We start from the raw sequence: 20743 nt of genomic DNA on the forward strand, positions 1-20743 counted from the left end.
TGGGATGCCCCGAACTGGCAGGCGCAGATTCAAGCACACCATTTGCACGCGTTCATATTCAGAAGGTGCCCATGCCCACGAACCGCCTGAGTTTTCCGACACGCACCTCACCCCTGTCCGCCCCTGAACCCCGTGGGCGGGGCGAGGGGACTGCACCCCTCACCCTAGCACTCTCCCGCAGGCGGGGCGAGGGGGCGGGCGGCTATGGGAAGCCGCCCTGTGTGTCTTGGCATCGCGCCGCCAATTTCCCATTCGCGTGCATTCGTGTTATTCGCGGTTACAACTCGCTGGCGGGGACGCAGCCACCCAAACGTATCGTATTCATGTTCGTGTGCCACTTGACTTTTCGCAAGACTATTGCTACTCTATAGCAAGGATTTCGGCTCATCGGCCGCGCGAGAGCATCGCCCAGAATCGGGGTGGACTATGGCGAACGGCGTCAAAATCAAAGGCACGCGCGACGGGCTTCTGGTGAGCCTGGGCGCGGGCGACCTTCCCTTGTTGTTGGCCGACCTTCGCGCGCAGTTGAATCGTTCGCCTGCGTTCTTCCAGGGCGGCAAGGTGGCGCTGGCCGTGGGCAGCCGCCCCATGACGCCCGCGGATTTGCAGCAGGTGTGCGGCGTGCTGGGTGAACTCGGCATTACCGTCTGGGCGGTCATCAGTCAGTCGCCCATGACGCGGGCCGCCGCACGGGAACTGGGCCTGGCGTCGGCGTCTCCGCCCGAGGAGGCTCCATCGGATTTGGAGGCGGGGCAGGAGCCCGCCGTCATCGTTCGGCGGACGCTGCGTTCCGGCCAGAGCGTTCGCTACCCTGGGCATGTGGTGGTGGTGGGCGACGTGAACCCGGGAGCCGAAATCGTGGCGGGCGGCGACATCATCGTCTGGGGCAAGTTGCGGGGCACGGTTCATGCGGGCGCCATGGGCGACGATTCGGCGGTGGTGTGCGCCCTGCAGTTGCAGCCCATGCAGTTGCGGATTAGCGGCAACGTTGCGCGCTCTCCCGAGGCCAACAAGACAAAACAGAGGGTGCGCCCTGAAATGGCGCGTGTGCGGGGTACGGAGATCGTGGCCGAACCCTGGGAGCCGTGAGAGTCTGAAAGGAGAATCCGAGGATGCCGGGCAAAGTGATTACCATAACCTCTGGGAAAGGCGGCGTTGGGAAGACCACCGTAACCGCGAACCTGGGCATGGCGCTGGCTCAGCACGGCCAGCGCGTCGCTGTGGTGGATGCGGACATCGGCCTGCGAAACCTGGACGTTGTCATGGGCCTGGAGAACCGCATTGTGTATGACTTGGTGGATGTGGTGGAGGGGGTGTGCCGCCTGCGGCAGGCGCTCATCCGCGACCGCCGCGTCAACGAGTTGTACCTGCTCCCTGCCGCCCAGACCCGCGACAAGACCGCGGTCAGCCCGGCCGACATGATCCAGGTCTGCGAGCAACTCCGTCGCGAGTTTGACTATGCGCTCATAGACTCCCCGGCAGGGATTGAGCAGGGCTTCCAGAATGCGGTGACGGGCGCCGACGAGGTCATCATCGTAACGACGCCCGAGGTCTCGGCCGTGCGCGACGCCGACCGCATCATCGGCCTGATAGAGGCGCAGGAGAAAGGCCCCGGCTCGCTCATCATCAACCGGCTGAAGCCCGATATGGTGCGGCGCGGCGATATGTTGAGCACCGAGGACGTGGTGGAGATTCTGGCCATCAAGTTGCTGGGCATCATTCCGGAGGACGAGGCCATCGTGATCTCCACGAACCGGGGGACGCCCATTGTGCTGGACGGGCGGTCTCCGGCTGCGCAGGCGTTGGACAACATCGCTCGCCGCATCATGGGCGAGGACATCCCGATGTATCAGCCTGCGCCCGAAGGCGGGTTCTTCTCGCGCCTGGCGAAGGTGATTCGCGGCGGCGACTAGCGCATTGTTCAGACGTGTCCGGCCACCTCGCCCGGCCCAGTCGGCACGGAGCGCAAATCAAAAGAGGGGGAAGGGATGAGCGCCATAGCCAAACTCTTCAGACGAAAGCAGCCCACCAGCAGTCAGGTCGCGAAGGAACGCCTGCAGTTGGTGCTGATACACGACCGCGTCAAGTTGTCGCCTGAACTCCTGGAGCGCATCAAGGACGATTTGGTCGCCAGCATCTCCAAGTACCTGGACATTGACCGCGAAGGGCTCCAGATCACGCTGACACAGAACAAGCGGCTCATTGTGGATATGCCGCTTCGGGAAAGGGGTGCGCGCAGGCGGAGTGGGTAAAATCAGGTGGCGACATTTTGACTTCTGGCTGATGGCCGCCCTGATTCTCCTGTTGGCGATGGGGCTGGCCATGGTGTACAGCGCAACCCGCAACACCGAAGGCCTGGAGGACAGCACACGCCGCCAGGCCATCTTTATTGCTATCGGGCTGGCGCTGATGTTGGGGCTGGCTACGGTGGACTACGGCCTGTTGGAGCCGATCACGGGCGCCATCTACGGCCTGGTCATCGCCGCGCTGGTGGCGGTGCTGGTCATCGGGCGCGTTACGCACGGCGCGCAGCGGTGGATTGACCTGGGGTTCATGCTGTTCCAGCCGTCGGAATTCGCGAAACTCGGCCTGGTCATCTTCCTGGCCCGCTTTTTCTCCGAAAACAGCGACGATATCAAATCGGGACGGGTGTTTCTGGTCTCCCTAGGCGCGACGCTCCTGCCGATGATTCTCATCTATCTTCAACCCGACTTGAGCACGGCGTTGCTTCTGGGGGCCATCTGGCTGGGGATGGCCGCGATCGCGGGCGTGAACATGGCCTACGTGGGGGCGCTGGGGGGGCTGGGCCTCGTCGCGGCTCCCGCGGTGTGGTACTCGCTGCACGACTACCAGCGCCTGCGCGTGCTGGCATTCCTCAACCCTTCCGCCGACCCGCAGGGCACGGGCTACAATGTGGGTCAGGCCATGATCGCCATCGGGTCGGGGGGCTGGCTGGGCAAGGGGTTTGCCAGCGGCACGCAGAGCCAGTTGCACTTTCTGCGCGTGCGCCATACGGATTTTGTCTTTTCGGTGCTGGCCGAGGAGTTGGGGTTTGTCGGCGCGATGGTGCTGTTCGCGCTTCTCGGCTTGCTGCTGTGGCGGCTGCTGCGGGTGGCCGGGGTCGCGCGCGATCGGTTTGGCGAACTCATCGCCGTGGGCATGGCCGTCTATATCTTCGTGCAGGCCACGGTGAATATCGCGATGAACATGGCCCTGGTTCCGGCCACGGGTATCCCGTTGCCTTTCATCAGTTTCGGGAACAACGCCCTCTTGTCGCTGCTGTTGGGGCTGGGATTGGTCCAGAGCGTGGCGCTCCGGCACAGGAAACTGGACTTCGCCTAGCCGCGCCGATTGCCGCATTCCGGTTCTCTTCGGGGAGACGTTTGGGGTTTTCGTCATGAGCATGGTGTCCGATTTGGAAGTCATTCTGCGCGAAGTGGAAAAGCCGGGCCGGTACACCGGCGGCGAGTGGAACAGCGTTGTGAAGGACTGGGCGTCCACGCCGGTCAAGGTGGCACTGGCCTATCCCGATACCTACGAAATCGGCATGTCCAACCTGGGGCTGATGATCCTGTACGACATCCTGAACCGCCAGCCCGACATCCTGTGCGAGAGGGTGTACGCTCCCTGGCTGGACATGGAGGCGCGCCTGCGCGAGGCACGCCTGCCGCTGTATTCGCTGGAGACGGGCCACGCGCTCACGGATTTTGACATCGTGGGCATCAGCCTGCCCTACGAACTGAACTACACCAACGCGCTGACCATTCTGTCGCTGGGAGGGCTGGCGCCGCTGGCCGCGGAACGCCGCGCGGAGGATCCGCTGGTCATCGCGGGCGGGAGCGGGGCCTACAACCCCGAGCCGATGGCCGCGTTCTTTGACCTGTTCGTCATCGGCGAGGGTGAGGAGGTGCTGCTGGAACTGGTGCGCCTGTACGCCGATTGGAAGCGGAGCGGCGGCGCGACGGGGCCACGCCCGAAGGCCGACTTTCTGCGCCAGGCTGCGCGCATCGGCGGCATCTACGTGCCCTCGTTCTACGCGGCTGAATACGACGCGGAAGGGCGGGTGAAACGCACGGTTCCGCTGGTGCCCGAGGCGCCGGCGCGCGTCGTGAAGCGAGTGGTCCCCGCGCTGCCCCCGCCGCCGACGCGCCTCATCGTGCCGTACATCCAGGCCGTGCACGACCGCGCCATGCTGGAGATTCAGCGCGGGTGCACCCAGGGCTGCCGATTCTGCCAGGCGAGCACCATCTACCGGCCCGTGCGGGAGCGGACCGTGGACGAAATCGTCCGCGCGGCCGACGAGATGCTGCTTGCCACCGGCCACGAGGAAATCTCGCTGGTGTCATTGAGTTCTAGCGACCACAGCCACATTGAGGAGGTCGTGCGTGCCCTCGCGGAACGCTGCGCGCCGAAGGGCGTGTCCATCTCGCTGCCCAGTTTGCGCGCCGATGCCTTCTCGGTGCGCCTGGCCGAAATGGTGCAGACCACGCGCAAGACGGGGCTGACCTTTGCGCCCGAGGCCGGGAGCCAGCGGCTGCGCGACGCCATCAACAAGAAGGTCTCGGAGGAAGATTTGCTGCGCACCGCCGAGGCGGCCTTCAGCACCGGCTGGAACCGAATCAAACTGTACTTCATGGTGGGCCAGCCCACCGAGACGGACGAGGACGTGGAGGCCATCGTGGATCTCGTCAAGAAGGTGGTGGCGGTGGGGCGGCGCTATCGCGGGGGCCGCGCCCAGGTCTCGGTGAGCGTGGCAACCTTCGTCCCGAAGCCCCACACGCCGTTCCAGTGGGAGCCGCTGGTGGACGACGAGACGCTGCGCCGCCGCCTGGAGATTCTGCGGCGCGGTCTGCGCGTCAAGGGCGTGGAGTTCTCGTGGCACGATCCGGGCACGACGCTGCTGGAGGCGGCGCTGTCGCGCGGCGACCGACGGGTGGCCGACGTCATCTACAGGGCGTGGCAACTGGGCGCCCGATTTGACGCCTGGGGCGATGCCTACAGGCCCGAGGCGTGGGAGCAAGCCTGGCGCGAGTGCGGGCTGTCGCCCGAGTTCTACGGCCGTAGGCCGCGCGACAGGGACGAGGCGCTGCCCTGGGATCACATTGACATCGGCGTGCGCAAGGAGTTCCTGTGGCGCGAGGCCGAGCGGTGCCGCGCGGCGATGCCCACCCCCGACTGCCGCGAGGGGTGCGTGGGGTGCGGCGTGAACGCGGCGTTGCCCCTGGCGGGAGGAACGGCCCTATGTCCCTAGACGCGCCTGCCGTGCAACGTTTGCGCCTGGACTATGCCAAGGGCGAGCCGCTGCGGTTTGTGTCGCACCTGGACATGCTGCGCCTTTGGGAGCGGGCCTGCCGTCGCGCCCGCCTGCCCATCGCCCACACGCAGGGGTTCAACCCAAGGCCACGGATTGCCCTGGCCTGCCCGCTGCCCACCGGCGTTACGAGCCGCGCCGAGAAGGTTGACCTCTTCCTCACGGCGCGGCTGGAGCCTGGCGAGGTGATGCGAAGGCTCCATGCGGTGCTGCCGGCGGGGGTGGAGGTCTTCGCCGTCGCGGAGGTCGCCCTGACGGAGCCGGCGCTGATGTCGCTGTCGGCCACCGTGGACTATCAGGCGGCAGTGGAGTGGCCGGGTTCCGCCGCCGATCTGGACGCGCATCTGCGGGCGTTCCTGGCGCGGGAGTCGGTGGTGCGCGAGCGTGAGCGAAAGGGCCGCGACGCTCACTACGATCTGCGGCCGCTGGTGGAGCGCCTGTGGATCGTGGGGCAGCGTGAGGGGCGATACATCCTCGGCATGCGGCTCAAGTCGGGGCCGCAGGGCACGGGCAGGCCCGATGAGGTGCTGAAGGCGCTGGGGCTGTGGGAATCGGCGCGCGGCGTGGAGCGCACGGCGATTGTGTTTGCGTAACGTTGGCTGTTCTCCTACCCCGTCTGCTGACCTCGTAGGCCTACGGCGGCTAGGGATAGCCGCCCTACGGTTCTGCCGGCAACCTGTAGGTCGGGTTTCCATACCCGACCCTGACCCGACGGCTGGCACACGCCGCAGGCGGGGCGAGGGGATTGCACCCCTCACCCTGGCCCTCTCCCCGCGAGGCGGGGCGAGGGGACAGGCGGCGGCTAGGGATAGCCGCCCTACGGTTCTGACCCGCGCCCGCAAAACGCAGAGAGCCTCTCCGCAGAGAGGCTCTCTGGTGCGCCGTAGCCCTATCCCTCAACGGGAGGTGATGCTACGGCGCCAGTACGCTTACTACTGTCCATCGGCATCACCTCCTTATCCAAGGATGGCGATTCCAAAGCTCGCCGTTTGTGCGAGCAAGACCATTATCGCACAGAACGCGGGGGATGTCAAACGTGGCTCGCCCCCCGTTCGCCGCCCCCTACGCTTCTTCCGCCTTCGCCCCGCGCAGGCTGGCCACCAGGTTGTCGCACACCTGCTTGAGATGCTGCGAGATCAATTCCGCGGCGCGGGTGGCGTCGCCGGCGCGGCACGCCGCCAGAATCTCGCGGTGCTCTTCCATGGCGCGGCGCGCCCGCGTGGGGTGGGAGACGTCGCGGGCCACGTAGGGCTGCACGGTGTTGCGCAGGCTCTCAATGATGGCGCAGAGCCGCGCCCGCCCCGACAGCCCGTACAGCATTCGGTGAAACCGATAGTTCAGCGTCGTCCAGGTTGGCGGATCGTCGGCGACCTCTTCCATCTCTTGCAAGAGCGCCGACAGTTGACGGTCGGCCTCCTCGTTGAAGTGGGGCACCGCCAGTTGGATGGCCATGGCCTCCAGGGCGCTGCGAATCTGGTAGATTTCCTCAATCTCCTCGGGCGACAGGTCGCAGACCTCCACCCCGCGATGCGGGTAGAACTTCACCAGACCCTCGGCCTCCAGCGTGCGCAGCGCCTCACGCACCGGCATGCGGCTCACCTGGAACCGCTCGGCGATTTCGGCCTGATCCAGCCGCTCGCCGGGCTTCAGCCATCCCCGAAGGATGGCCTCGCGGATGCGATCCGTTACCAATTCCTGGAGCGTGCGATAGGACGGTGCCGTCCAATCCTGTGGCCCTTGCAACTCTCCCCTCCTGTCGTTGCTCAGGTGTTCCCGACAAATGTATATTGCCCCACGGGGCGGCCCGTTGTCAAGCACGAGTACGTCTGCCGTATCCAGGCCCGCCGGCGCTTGCCGGTCGTTCCTATTCGCCCCTTTCCCGTCTCAGAAGCCCCACAACCCCCAGGGTGAGGGCGAATACGAGCGCCAAGTCGGTGAGAAAGAACATGTTGTCCACCAGCCCGTGTGCCAGCGCGTCTATCATGCTGGCGGCCAGCCCGAGCGTTACGGCGCGCATCGTGCGGTCGGTGCGGCCACGATACAGGCGCACGACGGTTGCGAAGAAAACGCCCAGCAGCCATGCCAGGACGGCCAGCCCTGGGGTGCCCAGGCGCGTCCACCAGTCCAGGACGAAGTTGTGGGGGTGCGACAGGTTGCGCTCTTCCCAGGCGACGGGCAGGATGAACCGCGACCGGTAGGCGTACAGGAAGTTGTCCAGCCCCACGCCGTGCCAGGGGTGCTCGCGTATCATGTTCCAGGCCGCCCGCCACAGGTTCAGCCGCAGGAACGTAGTCCCCTGGCCGGTTTGCAGGAGCGAGGCCACCCGCTGCGTGCCGGCCAGCGGGATCAGGCTGGCGACGATCGCGGCGGCGCCTCCCAGCATGGCCCAGAGGGTCTTGCCGCGCCGCACGATCCCGATGAAGAGCAGCGCCGCCGGTATCCCCAACAGGAGCGCCCCCCTGGAGAACGTGAGGAACAGCGCCGCAAGTTGGGGCACGGCTGCAAGGCCGTAGGCAATCTGCCGCCTGCGCCCGAAGGCAGCCAGGCACAGCACGATGGGGAGCGTGCGTCCAAGGAACAGCGCCAGGTTGTTGGGCGAGCCGTAGAACCCGCGCACGCGCAACACGCCCTCGGCGGTGATCACGCCGCTGCCGGTGATGAACTGGGCTATGGCCACGAGCGACACGGCCGTTGCCCCTGCGGTGAGCCAATCCACCAGAATCCAGGCCGGGCGGCTGCCTTTCTGCGCGTGGATGAGCGCGTAGAACACGGCCGCTGCCAGAACCACCTGCACCCATTCCCGCACGCTGACATCCGTGCGCTGCGAGCCTGGGATGGACAGCCCCGACACGACCACGAGGGCTACAACGGCGAAGTCCATGGCGTCCAGGTTGCGCCACCAGCCGGCGAAACGGTCTTGCACCCGCTTCCACGTGTACCGCAGGCCGTACACGCGCCGCCCCAGCGACCCCTCCACAACCCAGACCAGGTAGCCGTCGCAGATGGCGGCGATGACGGCCGTTGCCAAGAGCGCCAGGGTCAGAGAGGCGTGCCGGCCCAAGACGGAGCCGTACACCTGGTAGAACGGCAGGGATGCCGCGATGGCCCCCAGGGCGATGTCGCGCCGCACGATGCTACACACGATGAGGAGAGCCAGCCCCACCAGCGGCAGCCAGGCCGGGCCGCGCCACAGAAACAGCGCCACGCCGATGGCTATGCCCAGGGCAAACACCTTCCCATGGAGCCAGCGCGCCCGTTCCACCCATCGGTACACCACCCGCGCCCACCACAGGGCGCTCCCAAACAGGACGAACGCGAGCACGGCCGCCGGAATCGCCAGCAGCCACACGGGCAGATGCCCATGCTCCTCGCGCAGGACGGACCACCCCGCGATGGCCCACTGACCCCAGCCTCCCTCGGCTTCCAGGCGCAGGACGTGATGGCCGTTGTCCAGGTGGCTGGCCACCGTAACCGTGGCGGGCTGGTTGGCGGGGTCGTACAGCACGATGTACGCCTTGCCGTCGGCGGTCTTGGGCAGGCGGTTCGCGGGCGCGCCGTCCACCGTGGCGTAGAGCACGGCCCAGTAGTCGCCGGGCCGAAGGTGCAGGTCAATCCTTGTGCCGGTGAACGGAATCTCAACGGCGTCGCCCGTCTTGCCGATGTCGGCGCCCAGGGGCGAAAACCGCCAGTCGCCCATCCACGTGGCGGCGGATGGCGAGGCCTCGTAGCGGCCGGGGCCTGTGTAGTGCAGGGCCGAGAGCGCGCCCAACTCGCGCACGAAGGCCCGCGCCTGGCCGTCGGGCGACACGAGCGCGAACCCCCACACGGGATCGTCGGCGGGGGCCTGCGGCCGGAACGCGGCCCAGATCATGGGCCCCATCCACGGCCACTGCGCCCGCGCGCGCCGCACCGCCAGGACGGAACGGGCCTCCTGCCGCTCTGCGCGGTCCGTGCCCCACGGCGAGGGCTTTCCCGCCCAGCCGTCGGGCAGGGCGTTCCATCCGAATTCCACCGCCCAGATGCCTTTGTGCCCGTCGCCATTCTGGCACAGGATGTCGTAGATGAGTTCGGCGCGGGCGAAGTTCGTAACGTTCGGGTCTGCGGCGGTGTCGGGATCGCTCCAGAAGCCGTAGGGCTTGTAGGCCAGGGCGTCAAAGAACGGGCCTGCTCCCGCGGCGTATAGGCCTCGCAGAAAATCCAGGTCGTTCAGGTTCGCCGGGCTGCGCTCCGTTGTGGGGGCCAGGCCCGCCGCCAGCACCACCGCATCGGCGTCGCCGCGGCGAATGCCCCGATAGCCGGCGCCGAGGAGCGCCGCGTAGGCCGCCGGGTTCACGCCGTCGCTGCCCCAGTGCGCGCCCAGGTTCGGCTCGTCCCAGACCTGGTAGGCGGCCACCTTGCCCCGGAAGCGCGCGGCGACCTGTTCGGCGAAGCGCGCGAACGTATCCGGCTCGCGGGGAGGCGCTCCCGCGAAGGGCACATCCTTGGGAGCCTTGGCCCAGGCGGGCGCGTCTTGCAGGACGAGGATGACCTGAAGCCCCCGGCTGGCCGCGCCCTCCACGATGGCATCCCAGGCGTCCCAGGCCAGTTGCCCGGGCGTCGGCTCCGTATTGGCCCACGACATCCGCTGGCGAATCCAGGTGAACCCCGCCGCCTTCACCCCGTCCAATTGTTGGGCTATCGTCTCGGCGGGAAGCCCCTGCAACTGCACGTTCACGCCCACGCCCGACGGGATGGCGTGGCGGTGGGGGAGACATGCCGGCTCGGTCGGGCGCGCAGGGGCCGTAACCGCCAAGACGATGGCGAGCAGGGCCATCGCTCCCAACGCGACCACGCCCAGAATCCGTTCGGTGCGCGATATTCCCCTCATGCGAGTTTCCTGCTTCCGATAAGATTCCTACTTTGCCCAGCGGATATGGCTGCTGTTCCCGTCGGCCGTCAACTGCTGCACCTGGCCGGATGCGGGATCCAGCAGGTACAGGTCGCCCTGGAAGACCAGAGCGGCGGCCTGGCCGTCGGGCGACCATGCGGTCTCCACCGTGTCCACGCCGCGCTCGCCGGGCAGGGGGAAGACCCTGCGTCGGTTGCTGCCGTCGCGGTCCATGATGTACAGTTCGTACAGCGACAGTTGCGAGTGGGTCGGGTTTTCCGCGACGCCAAAGAGGATCACGTTCTGGGTCTGGGCTTCTTCCGTCCACGGCGACCATGCGGGATTGGCCCACATGCCCACGTCGCGGGCCACAGGCACTACCATGGCGCCGTCGGCCGACAGAATCCAGAGGTCAAAGAGCGGGCTTTCTTCGGGGATGCCGGTGCCCGCGTATCCGTGAACGACCGTCGCGAGGAATCGGCTGTCGGGCGACCAGGAGACCCCCGGCACCCAGACCCAGGTACTTTGCGAGTCAAAGGGCGCGAACTGCACCAGCCGCTTTCGCGTGCCGGTGCTCATGTCCACCACGCCGACCTCGCCGGCATTGGCGTAGGCGAGTTTTGTGCCGTCGGGCGCCCAAGCGTAGGTGGTGCCCCACCAGGGATAGTAGATGTTGGCCGTGGGCGACAAAACCTGCGTCGGCGTGAAGGTGGGCGCGCGGGCGATCCACAGGTCGTTGCGGGCCTTCCACCCCGGGATGCCCGCTGCCCGCTCGCCCGTGGAGAAGGCGATGGCATCGCCCGCGGGCGACCAGTCGGCCCACAGGACATTGTCAATCCCGAGCGGCGACGGAGATTCGCCCTTGACGGTGGTGGTGATGACCCACAGCGAGTTGAATACGGGATCATCCCCCTTGGGGTTCTCGCGGGAGTACAGGAGCAGTTTCCCGTCGCGGGACAGGCTGAAGACCTGGCGGTCCAGGTCACCCTCCGAGGTCAGGGGCCTGCGCCCCTCGCTGTTCTCGCGCATGATCCAGGCGTTGCGGCTGGAGATGTAGGCGATGGTGCCCTTGAACGCCACGGGGGGCAGCGAGCCTTTGGAACCCACGACGAGAATCTCATCCACCGGCGCGACGGCGGTGGCGCGTTTCACCAGGTTTCGGCTCACTTCTACGCCGTCTTCGCGCACGATGCGGTAGGTGAGTTCCTCCACGCCTTCCTTGCCCGCCTGGATGAGCCGGTGCTCGCCGGCGGGCAGCGCCTCATCGTGGATGATCTTGCGCGCGTAGGGGATGGGCTGGGTCTGGGTGAGCATCTCCTCGGTAACGCGCACGATGACGATGCGAAGCCCAGGCGCGATGGCCGTCCACGAGGGCGGCGACACGCGATCCAGCGCACCCAGCGCGACGCCGGCTTCCTTGAGCGCCTGGTTGACGGTCGCGGCGGTCGTGCTGAAGACCCGCTCCTCGCCATCGGCCACGATGGTGATGGTCGTGGCGCTGGGGGACGCGCAGGCGGAAAGCAGGGCCAGCGCCGCGACGATGAGGGCGCAGGCCGCAACGGCAAAGTATCGGCGGCTGGAGCGGCGGCAAACGGCACCGGGTTTCATAGGTTCTTGGAGTACCTAGGCTGGATCCTGGCCGCCGGGGTGGTCATCGGGGCCGCCCCCGCGCAGCCCGATGCGTTCCAACCACCCCGCGATACGCTGCCCAATGCCCGCCGCAGGCTCGCCCGGGTCCGCGGGGCCTGCGCCTGGCTCGCCCGAGTCGTCTTTTGCCTGCAGGCGCGGGGCCAGGGCCAGGATGCCGCCGCCGACAAGCAGCAGGCCCAGGAAGACCCCCACGACCACGGAGATGATGCCCCAGGGCTTCTCGGCCCCGCCGGACGGCGTCGGCGATGGCGTCGCAGGCGGTTGTGTCGGCGAACCCTGCGGGCGCAACGGGGTGCGCGTGGCCGTCGCGAGGGCCGCCGTCGTCGGCGTCTGCGTGGGCAGTTGGGTCGGGATCTCAAGCGGGAATGTGGGCGAAGGCGTAAGTCCGGATGTCGGCGTCGGCGGCAGCGTGAACGTTGGCGTCGGCGTGCGCGTGGGCGTCCGTGTCCGCGTGGGCGTTGCCGTGGCGGTTTTGGTAGGCGTGGGCGTGCGCGACGGAGTCGGCGTGATGGTGGGCGTCGGCGTGGCCGTCGGCTGCGGGAACACGCGGACGTAGATGAAGTCGCGGTTGTTGTCCTCGTTGGATTCCGTCAGGGCGTTGGTGTAGTCGGCCTTGACGAAGAGGTAGTGATAGCCCGCCTGGTCGGGAGAGGCGAAGGTGAGCGTGAAGGACACGATTTGCGTCGCGTTGACCGCAATCGGGTACACGGGCATCTGCTGGTAAGGTGTGGTCTCGGAGTTCTTGAAGAGCGCCACCCACGTGATGGTGTACGACGGCGCGGCACCCTTGTTGGTGATGTTGACGATGACCGTGCACGGTTGGTTCAGGTACGGGATGGCGGGGTCGGTGCGGATGCCGGTGATGACGTAGTCGGGCAGGCGCGGCGGCGTTGCCGTGGCCGACGGGATGGACGTGCGCGTCGCGGTGGCCGTGGGCGCGGCGGTCGGCGTGCGGGTGCGCGTGGGCGTGTGCGTAGGCGCGCCTGTGTTCGTCGGCGAGGGCGCGACCGTGTGCGTGGGCGTTTGGGTAGGCGCGGGCGTTTCGGTGGGCGTGGCGCTCGGTTCGGGCGTTGCGGTGTCGGTGGGCGTGGCCGTCGGCGTTTCCGTTGCGGTGTCGGTGGGCGTCTCTGTCGGCGTGGGGGTTTCGGTATCCTGCGCGGCCGCCCATACGGCGGATGCGCCCCTGCCAGCCAGGCCAGGGGAGATCGGGAGCACAAGCACCAGGACGATCCACAGGCCCAGCCACGCGGAGGTTCTCAACCTTTTCATCGGCCTCTGACTCCTCAATGACTTGCACGCGGACTCGGCGCTTGCCGAGCGCGTCTCTACGGCCTGGCCGCAGAGCGTATCCTCATTATTGCGCTACATTATACTCTAGGGTGTGCAATTTTGCAACGTCCAGTCGGCTTTTGACCCCTCACCCTAGCCCTCTCCCCGCGTTGCGGGGCGAGGGGACTGCACCCCTCACCCTAGCCCTCTCCCCGCGGGCGGGGCGAGGGGATGGGCGGGCGGCTATGGAAAGCCGCCCTACGTGTTCTCCCACAGGCGGGGCGAGTTGCCAACCTGTGGGCGTTCCGCTATGCTTCTGACCACGGAGGTGGACAATGGCCGGCATCACGGTGGGGCAGGCTACGGCGGCGGACTGGGACGACTTGGTGTCGCTGTGGGCGGCGGACAGGGAGGGCGCCGCGGTTGCTGAGGTTCGCGCAGGGGCGGAGGAAGCGCGCCGCGCCTGGGACTTTCTGCGGGGCGATGGCTTCTGGGTGCTGCTGGCCCGCGTGGGCGGCGAGCCGGCGGGGTTCGCCCACGTGTGCCGCATCCCCAAGGCCGACTCGCGCCGTGGCTACCTGTATGTGGACGAGTTGTTCGTCCATCCGGCGCACCGGCGCAAGGGCGTGGCGATGGCGCTGCTGAACCACGCGGCGGACTTGAGCCGGGAACTGGGCCTGGCCGGAGTGCGGTTGCTGGTCCGATCCGAAAACGCCGCCGCCCGCGCCTTGTACCGCAAGGCCGGGTTTCAGGAGCATTCCACCATCCTATGCCAGCGCGAAACGGGCCAGGCGCCGTAAACGAAAAGCCCCCGAAGACGGAGCCTCGGGGGCTTGTGGTGGGCGGTATAGGGCTCGAACCTACGACCTCCACGATGTCAACGTGGCGCTCTGGCCGACTGAGCTAACCGCCCACACCACTGATGGCATTATACAGCAGAATGGCGGTATGTGCAAAAATCCGCCGTTCGGCCGCGCCCCTAGCCGCCTAGCCTATGGTCAGCGTCACGATGCCGCCGATGGTCAGAAGCATCCCCAGGGCCGTCTTCCACGTGAGCGGTTCGCCGCCGAAGAGGATGCCCATGAGCGCGCCGAAGAGGGGCGATGTGAAGGCGATAGGCATCACGCGGCCCAGCGGCGCGCCCTTGATGGCGGCGTAGAAGCACAGCATTCCCACAGCGCCTGCCAGCACGCCGCCCCCAAGCGCCATCATCAAGAGGGGCTTGGCGCCTGCCTGGGCGATGCTCTTCCACTGGGATGCGCTGGCCGCGCCGAGGATGATGAGCGCGACGGCGGTGCGGATGGTGATGCCCACCTGGGGCGATAGGTTGCCCAGGTGAAGCCCCTTCTTCTCAAAGAAGCCACCCACGCCCCACGCGATGGCGGTGAACAGAGCGAGCAGTTGGGGGTTCATCGGTTTGCCTCCTGTTGGGATTTGTTGCGCCGATTATACCACACGTGGCGATTGGCCCTATCCCCGCTAAATGGCGCATGGTGAGCACGCTATTGTGCCCTGCCATCGCTGCAGCCAGCCACGTATAATCGTCAAGGTAACTTTTCAGATATTGGAGGGGTCTCGTGAATCAGAAAAGGGTCCACCCTGGTACTGCCCGCGACCGAAAGCGGGCGCGCTTTCAGCCCCAGCCCAGTAGGAAGTCTCGCAGCAGGTCTCCGCTTGTTTTCATGCTGGGGGCCGCGCTCGTCCTGCTGGCTGCAGCGGGAGTGGCGCTTGTGCTCGGTAAATCCCCCGGCGCAGGCGCCAGAGTCATTAGCCCATCCCCCGCAACGGGGGATGCACCGCAACCGTCGTCGCCCTCGGTCAAGGCCGCGACGGTTGGACACGCGCCGTATCCAGTGGTACAGGCGGAGAACGGGGTCGTTCGCTTGCCGCTTGCAACCTTTGATGATGGCAAGGCTCACCACTACACCTATGTGTACAACGGAAAGCCTCTGGAGTTTTTCGTTCTCAAGAGCGCGGATGGAACCGTGCGCGCGGCTTTCAACGCTTGCGACGTGTGCTACCCGTTCAAGAAAGGCTATCGTCAGGAAGGCGATGAGGTCGTGTGCAACAACTGCGGGCGGCGCTTTCCTGCCGATCAGATCAACGTTGTGCAAGGCGGTTGCAATCCCTCGCCGCTGAATCGCGCGGTGGATGGGGACATGCTGGTGATCCAGGCAGAAGATATCGCTGCCGGAATCAAGTACTTCTAATCGGGTTCCCTGTCACGCGGAATAGGTCGCGGGAGAATGCAGAAATGAGTTTGATAGATGTTGCGCTGAAGAATCTGTGGCGGCGGAAAGGGCGCATGATGCTCCTGGTGCTCGGCCTGGCCATCGGCGTTGCCACTGCCGTGGCGCTTATGAGCATCACCCGGGCCATGCAGGCGGACGTGGCTGTGAAGATGGATGAATTCGGGGCTAACATTGTGGTCGTGCCCAAGTCCAACGACCTGGCGCTATCCTACGGCGGCGTCACCGTGGCTTCCGCGGCCTACGACGTGGCGTCTCTGACCGTGGCGGACGTGGAGCGCATCGGAAGCATCCAGAATGCGGCGAACATCAGCGTGATAGCGCCCAAACTGCTCGGAGCAGTGTCGCTCGGAGGGCGGCAGGTCCTCATGGCCGGCGTGCGCTTTGCGGATGAGTTGCGGCTCAAACGCTGGTGGAGCGTGGAGCAGGGGATGCAGCCGACGGATCCGGAAGACGCACTGATAGGGGCCAGGTTGGCCCAGAGCCTGTCCGTTCAGCCGGGCGATGCAGTTGACATAAACGGGAGAACGTTCCGTATAGCGGGCGTCCTCGCCGAAAACGGCTCCCAGGATGACGACATTCTGTTTGTGGACCTATCTGAAGCCCAGCAGGCATTGGGCCACCCCGGGGCGGTTAGTCTGGTGGAAGTGGCGGCGCTATGCACAGCATGCCCGATTGAAGACATCGTGGAGCAGATTGGACAGGCGCTGCCACAGGCTCGCGTAACGGCGCTGCGACAGGCGGTTGCCTTGCGCATGGAGACAGTGGGGCAGTTGGAACGCTTTGCGGCGGCCACATCGGTCGTGGTGATCATCATCGGCGCGCTGGTCGTGCTCACGACCATGCTGGGCGCGGTGGCCGAGAGGCGGCAGGAAATCGGGCTGTTTCGCGCGTTGGGGTTCCGTCAGCGGCACGTGGCGCGAGTCATTCTCGGCGAGGCGGCGCTGTTGAGCCTGGCGGGCGGCATGCTGGGGTGGCTGGCAGGCTTGGGGGCGGCCATCTTGCTGGTTCCGCGGTTGGCAAACGTGAGCGCACCTGTGCCATGGGACCCCATCATGGGCGTGCTAGCGGTCACGTGTGCCCTGGCCGTGGGGCTATCGGCCAGCCTGTACCCGGCCATGCAGGCCACGCGCGTGGACCCGACGGTTGCCCTACGGGCGCTGTAGCAGCCCTTGCTGCGAATGAACTGTCGCAAAGGAGAACGCCTGATGATTGAACTTCACGATGTGAGCAAAGTCTACAATTCTGCCGGCGCTCCGGTTGTTGCCCTTCGCGACGTGAGCCTGACGATCGCAGAAGGGGAATTCGTGGCTCTGATGGGGCCGTCAGGGTCGGGCAAGAGCACGCTGCTCACCGTTGTGGGTGGCATGAACTCGCCTACTTCCGGCCGCGTGCTTGTGGATGGCATTGACGTGTACAGCCTGTCCACCGAACAGCAGGCCGATTTCCGCCATGAGTACATAGGGTTCGTCTTTCAACAACTCCAATTGCTGCCGTACTTGACTGCTTTAGAGAACGTCCTGCTGACCATGGCCATTGCCCCGATTCCTCGCGGGGAGAAGATCGCCCGAGCCCATCAGGTCCTGGCGCAGGTGGGTTTAGAAGGGAAGGAGCGCCGTCTCCCTTCGCAGTTGTCCGGCGGGGAACAGGGGCGCGTGGCGGTGGCGCGGGCGTTGGTCAATCGTCCGCCTATTCTACTTGCCGACGAGCCTACGGGGAGCCTGGACCGGGCGACCGGCGCCCAGGTGCTGGCATTGCTACGCGACCTAAACCGGGCCGGACAAACCGTCGTGATGGTAACCCACGACCCCCAGGCGGCAGCCTATGCAGGGCGCGTGATTCGCATCCTGGACGGCCAGATCGTTGACGGGGGCGCAACGATGCGATCGTCGGAGCCTGCGCGGGCGGCTCTGTCCGCGGCCCTCCGTTGACATCCTGATGGGCCGTTGAGGAACGCCCCTTGCCTCCTCCGGCCCAGTGCTCGAACGGCTCCATGCCCGCTTTGCGCTCTATCGGGCATGGGGGTTCGGGTTTCGCCTTTTGTTGGCGCCGCCAGCGCAGGTGCATCGCCCGCCGCTGCGACGGCGAAACCTGCCGTTCGCCTGCCATGCTGAGCGAGGGAGACGCCCGACGCTGAAGAATCGGGCGGGGGGTGCGAAGCCCTGCGGGTCGGGGACCGGGAATCTTCGCCGCCTGGCGGGCCGGACGCTCACAGAGCGGCGAAAAAGCATCCGTAGCCTCTACGGCCACGGATGCTTTTCGGTTTCTTGTGTCTGGCGGTGCGCGGCTACGACTCTTCGCCGATCATCTGGACGAAATCGCCATGCCAGTTGTGATACCATACCTGGCCGGTGGCGCCGTGTACGCTCAGCATGCCGCTGACCCTGCCATCCTTCAGCGTGTGGACGGTGTAGTAGCCGTAGAACGCGTCTGCATGCGACTCTACGGTGGTGCCGGGGCGGTAGGTGTCCAGCCATCGCTGCGCGATCGCCAGGGCTTCGTCCGGCGTTACCGTCATGGCACCTGAGGCGGCGCTCCCCCAGGAGCAGCACGGGGCTACGCCCGCACGGTGCATCCCGTACTTGGCGTTCCACATCATGTTTGGTCCGTATTCCGGCCCCACGACCCCCGAGTACTTGTCCACCAGCAATTCCATGGCGCCGATGCCCGTGTCGCTCTCTTTGACGATGGCGTAGAAGTTCTGGGTGAACTCCATCACCTCGTCCACCTTGAGGTTGCTGAAGCCCAGGTTAGCCACGTATTTCTCCACTGCCTCCTGGGCCTGCGCGATGCTGATAGGCTGACCGCCCGGATTGGCGGGCGTGCCAAACCCGCCCGTGCAGGGCATGGCGAGAGACCCGCCCGAGGCGCCGAAGTAGCGGCCCATCATGCCCATAGGTCCCCAGGCCCCTGACTGCGGGCCTTGAGGCGCGGGCGTTCCCGTGGCGGCCGGGCCGGTGCCGAGGAAGCGCCCCATCATGCCCCATCCGCCGAACCAGCCTTGCGGCCCCTGGGCCTGGGCAATGTTGCGGCTCCCGAGATACCATACGGCCCCCATTAGAGCCAGCACGAGCGCAGCGGTGATCCCAATGGTGGCAAGTGCAATCCATCTGACTCTCATGTTCTTGTTTCCTCCCCAACTTGTGGAATGTGTTTACGTTCTCATTGTACTCGCTATTGGGGGTGCGAACAGGGGATTGTGGCGGGGAAAGGCGTAGGCAGAACGGCGGGGTGTATAGCAGGCCGTCGGGTGGCAGTTTGGCGACGCACGCAGGGGTGCCGAGGGTTGGCTATTCTGCCGGAAACCAAGCGGTTACTCGGGTTCCACGCCCGGGTTCCGAGCGGATCTCCAGCCGCCCGCCCAGCAGCGCGGCCCTTTCCCTCATGCCCACAAGGCCGAAGTGTCCCCGGTGGGTCAGCGTGTCGGGGATGTCCGGCAGGATGAATCCGACTCCATCGTCTTCCACCGACAGGGTTATTCCGCGTTTGCCGAAAGAGACGGTCAGAGTGATCTTGCTGGCTCCTGCGTGCTGGACGGCGTTGGCGAGCGCCTCTTGTGCTATGCGGAACGCGGCCAGTTCCACATCAGGGCGAAGCCGGCGTGCCTCCCCGGATACGCGGAGTTCGGCAGGGGGGTTCGGGGTCTCTCGCACCAGCATCTCTAGCGCGGGAAGAAACCCAAGGTCTTCCAGATAGATAGGCCGCAGGGCGCGAATGAGTCGGCGCAGTTCGCCCAGCGCATCTTGGGCCAGCGAGCGCGCGGCACGGAGCGCATCCAAGGCGGCCGACGAGTCGCCGCGTTCCAGGGCGCGCTGGGCCAACTGCAAACGCTGGGTCATGGCGATCAGGTCTTGCACCGTCTGGTCGTGGAGGTCCCGCGATAGGCGCGCGCGTTCGGCTTCTTGCCCCTGGGTGATGCCCTCAATGTAGTCGCGCATGGATTCCTGGTAGCGCCGGATGCGCTCCACCATGTCCCTAAGAGCGTGTTGGAGGTCGCGGATTTCTTCTACCCCGCCCACGTCCAGTTGCAGCCCGGAGAACTCGCCTCCCGTTATCCTGGCGGACGCATCCGCCAGGCGTTGCAGCGGGCGGACGATGGTGCGCACCGAAAAGTAGACAATGATCACCGACAGGATTACCGCGGCGGCAACCAACGCCGGCACAAGGCTTGAAAATCGGAGGATGGGCACAATCACATCGGCCACAGGTTCCTCCACAATGACGCGCCAACGGGTTTCGCCCACGGTGGCAAAGGACGCAATGGTCTCGGTGCCATCGGGGAGACGGCCCGACACGGTCCCGCTGATGGAGCGCATGGCTGCCTGCACAGCGGGGCTAGCGGACAGGTCCTGACCTACGACGGCGGGGTCCGGGTGGAATACAGCGTGGCCTTCGCTGTCCACTACGTAGAGGATGCCGCGCTTGCCAATGTGCGCATCGCGGACGGTCAGCGCGATGCCTGTCCCATCCAGGTAGATCGTTCCGTGCGCCAGGCCGTCCTCAATTTGCCTGGCGTACAAACCCGCCAGCGCCGCGTCGCGCTCGGCTACGAAGTCGTGCATCGCGCGCTGGTGGCTATAGACGCCAGTCAGCGTGAAGGCGACCAGCGCCAGCGTCAGGGGCATGACTGCCCACAGCCACAGTTGCACTTCAAGCCGGCGGTACCATCTCCTTCGTGGGGTGGTGCGTGCATCCGTGGACATTCAGGACGCTGCTCCTACTCTAGGACAATCCATCCGCGTTTGAGCGCCTCGGTAACAGCCTCGGTGCGGCTACTCACATTCAGTTTGCCGTAGATGTTGGCCAGATGGCCCTGGACGGTGCGGTCGCTGATACCCAGTTCGCGCCCGATGGCCCGGTTTGTCAGCCCCTGGGCCGCCAGCCGCAAGACGGCGATTTCGCGCGCGGTGAGAGGCTCCACTTGTTCTGCCGCCTGGGCGGGGCCTCCCTTTTTGATCTGCCGCAACACGGTATCGGTAACTTCGGGGCTAAGCGCCGGCTCGCCGCGGTAAACTTTCCGTATAGCCTCCAACAGGTCGTCCGCGTCCGCGGATTTCAGGATGTACCCGTCGGCGCCGGCCTGGAACAGCGCGAAGACGTAAGGGTCATCGTCGTAGGCGGTGAGAATGAGGACTCGGGTGCTCGGGAGGCGGCTCTTGATCTGGCGTGTGGCCTCAATGCCCGTCAGTCTTGGCATCTGGATGTCCAGGATGGCGACGTCAGGCCGATACTCTTCTACCACCCGCACTGCCTCGGCTCCGTCCGCAGCCTCGGCCACCACCGCAATATCGTCGGCTTCTTCTAGGAACTGGCGGATTCCCTGGCGCACCAGGGCATGGTCGTCGGCTATCGCGCGTGCGGCGCTTCACGGCATCCAGGTCACGGGCGGGGATGAGG

The 20743-nt window shown here is 66.2% G+C and carries 18 protein-coding genes and 1 tRNA gene; 10 read left to right on the top strand and 9 right to left on the bottom strand.

What is annotated here, in order from left to right:
- Positions 1–426 precede the first annotated feature (426 nt).
- The 6 genes from minC to H5T65_03870 all read left to right on the top strand — a co-directional run bounded on the left by minC (position 427) and on the right by H5T65_03870 (position 5904).
- Positions 427–1089 (top strand): septum site-determining protein MinC, encoded by a 663-nt coding sequence (gene minC, locus H5T65_03845; protein MBC7258359.1) that lies wholly within the window; start codon positions 427–429, stop codon positions 1087–1089.
- Between the two features lie 23 nt (positions 1090–1112).
- On the top strand, positions 1113–1913 hold the full coding sequence (gene minD, locus H5T65_03850; GenBank protein MBC7258360.1) for a septum site-determining protein MinD: 801 nt from the start codon (positions 1113–1115) through the stop codon (positions 1911–1913).
- A 75-nt stretch (positions 1914–1988) separates the two neighbouring features.
- Positions 1989–2252: a cell division topological specificity factor MinE gene (gene minE / locus H5T65_03855; protein ID MBC7258361.1), complete on the top strand. Its 264-nt coding sequence runs from the start codon at positions 1989–1991 to the stop codon at positions 2250–2252.
- Positions 2245–3342: a rod shape-determining protein RodA gene (rodA, locus tag H5T65_03860; protein ID MBC7258362.1), complete on the top strand. Its 1098-nt coding sequence runs from the start codon at positions 2245–2247 to the stop codon at positions 3340–3342. Before minE ends, rodA begins: the two co-directional genes overlap by 8 nt.
- 64 nt (positions 3343–3406) lie before the next feature.
- A complete protein-coding gene (locus tag H5T65_03865) occupies positions 3407–5251 on the top strand; it encodes a TIGR03960 family B12-binding radical SAM protein (GenBank protein ID MBC7258363.1) in 1845 nt (614 codons plus the stop codon).
- Positions 5242–5904, top strand: coding sequence for a DUF2344 domain-containing protein (locus H5T65_03870; GenBank protein MBC7258364.1), 663 nt, complete (start codon positions 5242–5244; stop codon positions 5902–5904). Before H5T65_03865 ends, H5T65_03870 begins: the two co-directional genes overlap by 10 nt.
- Before the next feature lie 469 nt (positions 5905–6373).
- Here the strand turns inward: H5T65_03870 and H5T65_03875 are convergent, their stop codons facing one another.
- From H5T65_03875 to H5T65_03890, 4 genes are all read right to left on the bottom strand, one after another.
- Positions 6374–7054, bottom strand: a complete 681-nt coding sequence (locus tag H5T65_03875; GenBank protein ID MBC7258365.1) for a GntR family transcriptional regulator — start codon at positions 7052–7054, stop codon at positions 6374–6376.
- A 121-nt stretch (positions 7055–7175) separates the two neighbouring features.
- Positions 7176–10178 (bottom strand): O-antigen ligase family protein, encoded by a 3003-nt coding sequence (locus H5T65_03880; protein MBC7258366.1) that lies wholly within the window; start codon positions 10176–10178, stop codon positions 7176–7178.
- Between the two features lie 27 nt (positions 10179–10205).
- Positions 10206–11786 (bottom strand): G5 domain-containing protein, encoded by a 1581-nt coding sequence (locus H5T65_03885; GenBank protein ID MBC7258367.1) that lies wholly within the window; start codon positions 11784–11786, stop codon positions 10206–10208.
- Positions 11787–11801: 15 nt separating this feature from the next.
- Positions 11802–13097 carry a hypothetical protein gene (locus H5T65_03890; GenBank protein ID MBC7258368.1) on the bottom strand — a complete coding sequence of 432 codons (1296 nt, stop codon included), beginning with the start codon at positions 13095–13097 and terminating at the stop codon, positions 11802–11804.
- Between the two features lie 335 nt (positions 13098–13432).
- Between H5T65_03890 and H5T65_03895 the strand changes: the two genes are divergently transcribed.
- Entirely contained in the window at positions 13433–13897 is a 465-nt protein-coding gene (locus tag H5T65_03895) for a GNAT family N-acetyltransferase (GenBank protein ID MBC7258369.1), read from the top strand.
- A gap of 36 nt (positions 13898–13933) precedes the next feature.
- Here H5T65_03895 and H5T65_03900 read toward each other — a convergent pair.
- Together H5T65_03900 and H5T65_03905 are read right to left on the bottom strand one after the other, a co-directional pair.
- Positions 13934–14010, bottom strand: a tRNA-Val gene (locus H5T65_03900).
- A 74-nt stretch (positions 14011–14084) separates the two neighbouring features.
- On the bottom strand, positions 14085–14510 hold the full coding sequence (locus tag H5T65_03905) for an EamA family transporter (protein ID MBC7258370.1): 426 nt from the start codon (positions 14508–14510) through the stop codon (positions 14085–14087).
- Between the two features lie 269 nt (positions 14511–14779).
- Between H5T65_03905 and H5T65_03910 the strand changes: the two genes are divergently transcribed.
- From H5T65_03910 to H5T65_03920, 3 genes are read left to right on the top strand one after another with little or no spacing between them, the layout of a single operon-like run.
- Positions 14780–15307: a DUF2318 domain-containing protein gene (locus tag H5T65_03910; GenBank protein MBC7258371.1), complete on the top strand. Its 528-nt coding sequence runs from the start codon at positions 14780–14782 to the stop codon at positions 15305–15307.
- Positions 15308–15351: 44 nt separating this feature from the next.
- Positions 15352–16512: an ABC transporter permease gene (locus H5T65_03915; protein ID MBC7258372.1), complete on the top strand. Its 1161-nt coding sequence runs from the start codon at positions 15352–15354 to the stop codon at positions 16510–16512.
- A 42-nt stretch (positions 16513–16554) separates the two neighbouring features.
- The gene (locus H5T65_03920; GenBank protein ID MBC7258373.1) at positions 16555–17277 is read left to right on the top strand and encodes an ABC transporter ATP-binding protein; all 723 of its coding nucleotides are present in this window, start codon (positions 16555–16557) and stop codon (positions 17275–17277) included.
- 356 nt (positions 17278–17633) lie between these two features.
- On the opposite strand, the gene H5T65_03925 is transcribed toward H5T65_03920, so the two are convergent.
- The 3 genes from H5T65_03925 to H5T65_03935 all read right to left on the bottom strand — a co-directional run bounded on the left by H5T65_03925 (position 17634) and on the right by H5T65_03935 (position 20696).
- Positions 17634–18467, bottom strand: a complete 834-nt coding sequence (locus H5T65_03925; GenBank protein MBC7258374.1) for a hypothetical protein — start codon at positions 18465–18467, stop codon at positions 17634–17636.
- A gap of 169 nt (positions 18468–18636) precedes the next feature.
- Positions 18637–20049, bottom strand: coding sequence for a HAMP domain-containing protein (locus H5T65_03930; protein MBC7258375.1), 1413 nt, complete (start codon positions 20047–20049; stop codon positions 18637–18639).
- Between the two features lie 14 nt (positions 20050–20063).
- Entirely contained in the window at positions 20064–20696 is a 633-nt protein-coding gene (locus H5T65_03935; protein ID MBC7258376.1) for a response regulator transcription factor, read from the bottom strand.
- Positions 20697–20743 lie beyond the last annotated feature (47 nt).

Source organism: Chloroflexota bacterium, from assembly GCA_014360805.1.
In the GTDB taxonomy this organism is placed as follows: Bacteria; Chloroflexota; Anaerolineae; order DTLA01; family DTLA01; genus DTLA01.

What these genes read in the sequence shown, in the direction of transcription:
- H5T65_03885 (MBC7258367.1), bottom strand. Translation starts at nt 11,786, where the DNA reads ATGAAACCCGGTGCCGTTTGCCGCCGCTCCAGCCGCCGATACTTTGCC.
- minD (MBC7258360.1), top strand. Translation starts at nt 1,113, where the DNA reads ATGCCGGGCAAAGTGATTACCATAACCTCTGGGAAAGGCGGCGTTGGG.
- minC (MBC7258359.1), top strand. Translation starts at nt 427, where the DNA reads ATGGCGAACGGCGTCAAAATCAAAGGCACGCGCGACGGGCTTCTGGTG.
- H5T65_03905 (MBC7258370.1), bottom strand. Translation starts at nt 14,510, where the DNA reads ATGAACCCCCAACTGCTCGCTCTGTTCACCGCCATCGCGTGGGGCGTG.
- H5T65_03925 (MBC7258374.1), bottom strand. Translation starts at nt 18,467, where the DNA reads ATGAGAGTCAGATGGATTGCACTTGCCACCATTGGGATCACCGCTGCG.
- H5T65_03910 (MBC7258371.1), top strand. Translation starts at nt 14,780, where the DNA reads ATGCTGGGGGCCGCGCTCGTCCTGCTGGCTGCAGCGGGAGTGGCGCTT.
- H5T65_03915 (MBC7258372.1), top strand. Translation starts at nt 15,352, where the DNA reads ATGAGTTTGATAGATGTTGCGCTGAAGAATCTGTGGCGGCGGAAAGGG.
- H5T65_03930 (MBC7258375.1), bottom strand. Translation starts at nt 20,049, where the DNA reads ATGTCCACGGATGCACGCACCACCCCACGAAGGAGATGGTACCGCCGG.
- H5T65_03895 (MBC7258369.1), top strand. Translation starts at nt 13,433, where the DNA reads ATGGCCGGCATCACGGTGGGGCAGGCTACGGCGGCGGACTGGGACGAC.
- minE (MBC7258361.1), top strand. Translation starts at nt 1,989, where the DNA reads ATGAGCGCCATAGCCAAACTCTTCAGACGAAAGCAGCCCACCAGCAGT.
- H5T65_03920 (MBC7258373.1), top strand. Translation starts at nt 16,555, where the DNA reads ATGATTGAACTTCACGATGTGAGCAAAGTCTACAATTCTGCCGGCGCT.
- H5T65_03870 (MBC7258364.1), top strand. Translation starts at nt 5,242, where the DNA reads ATGTCCCTAGACGCGCCTGCCGTGCAACGTTTGCGCCTGGACTATGCC.
- H5T65_03890 (MBC7258368.1), bottom strand. Translation starts at nt 13,097, where the DNA reads ATGAAAAGGTTGAGAACCTCCGCGTGGCTGGGCCTGTGGATCGTCCTG.
- H5T65_03880 (MBC7258366.1), bottom strand. Translation starts at nt 10,178, where the DNA reads ATGAGGGGAATATCGCGCACCGAACGGATTCTGGGCGTGGTCGCGTTG.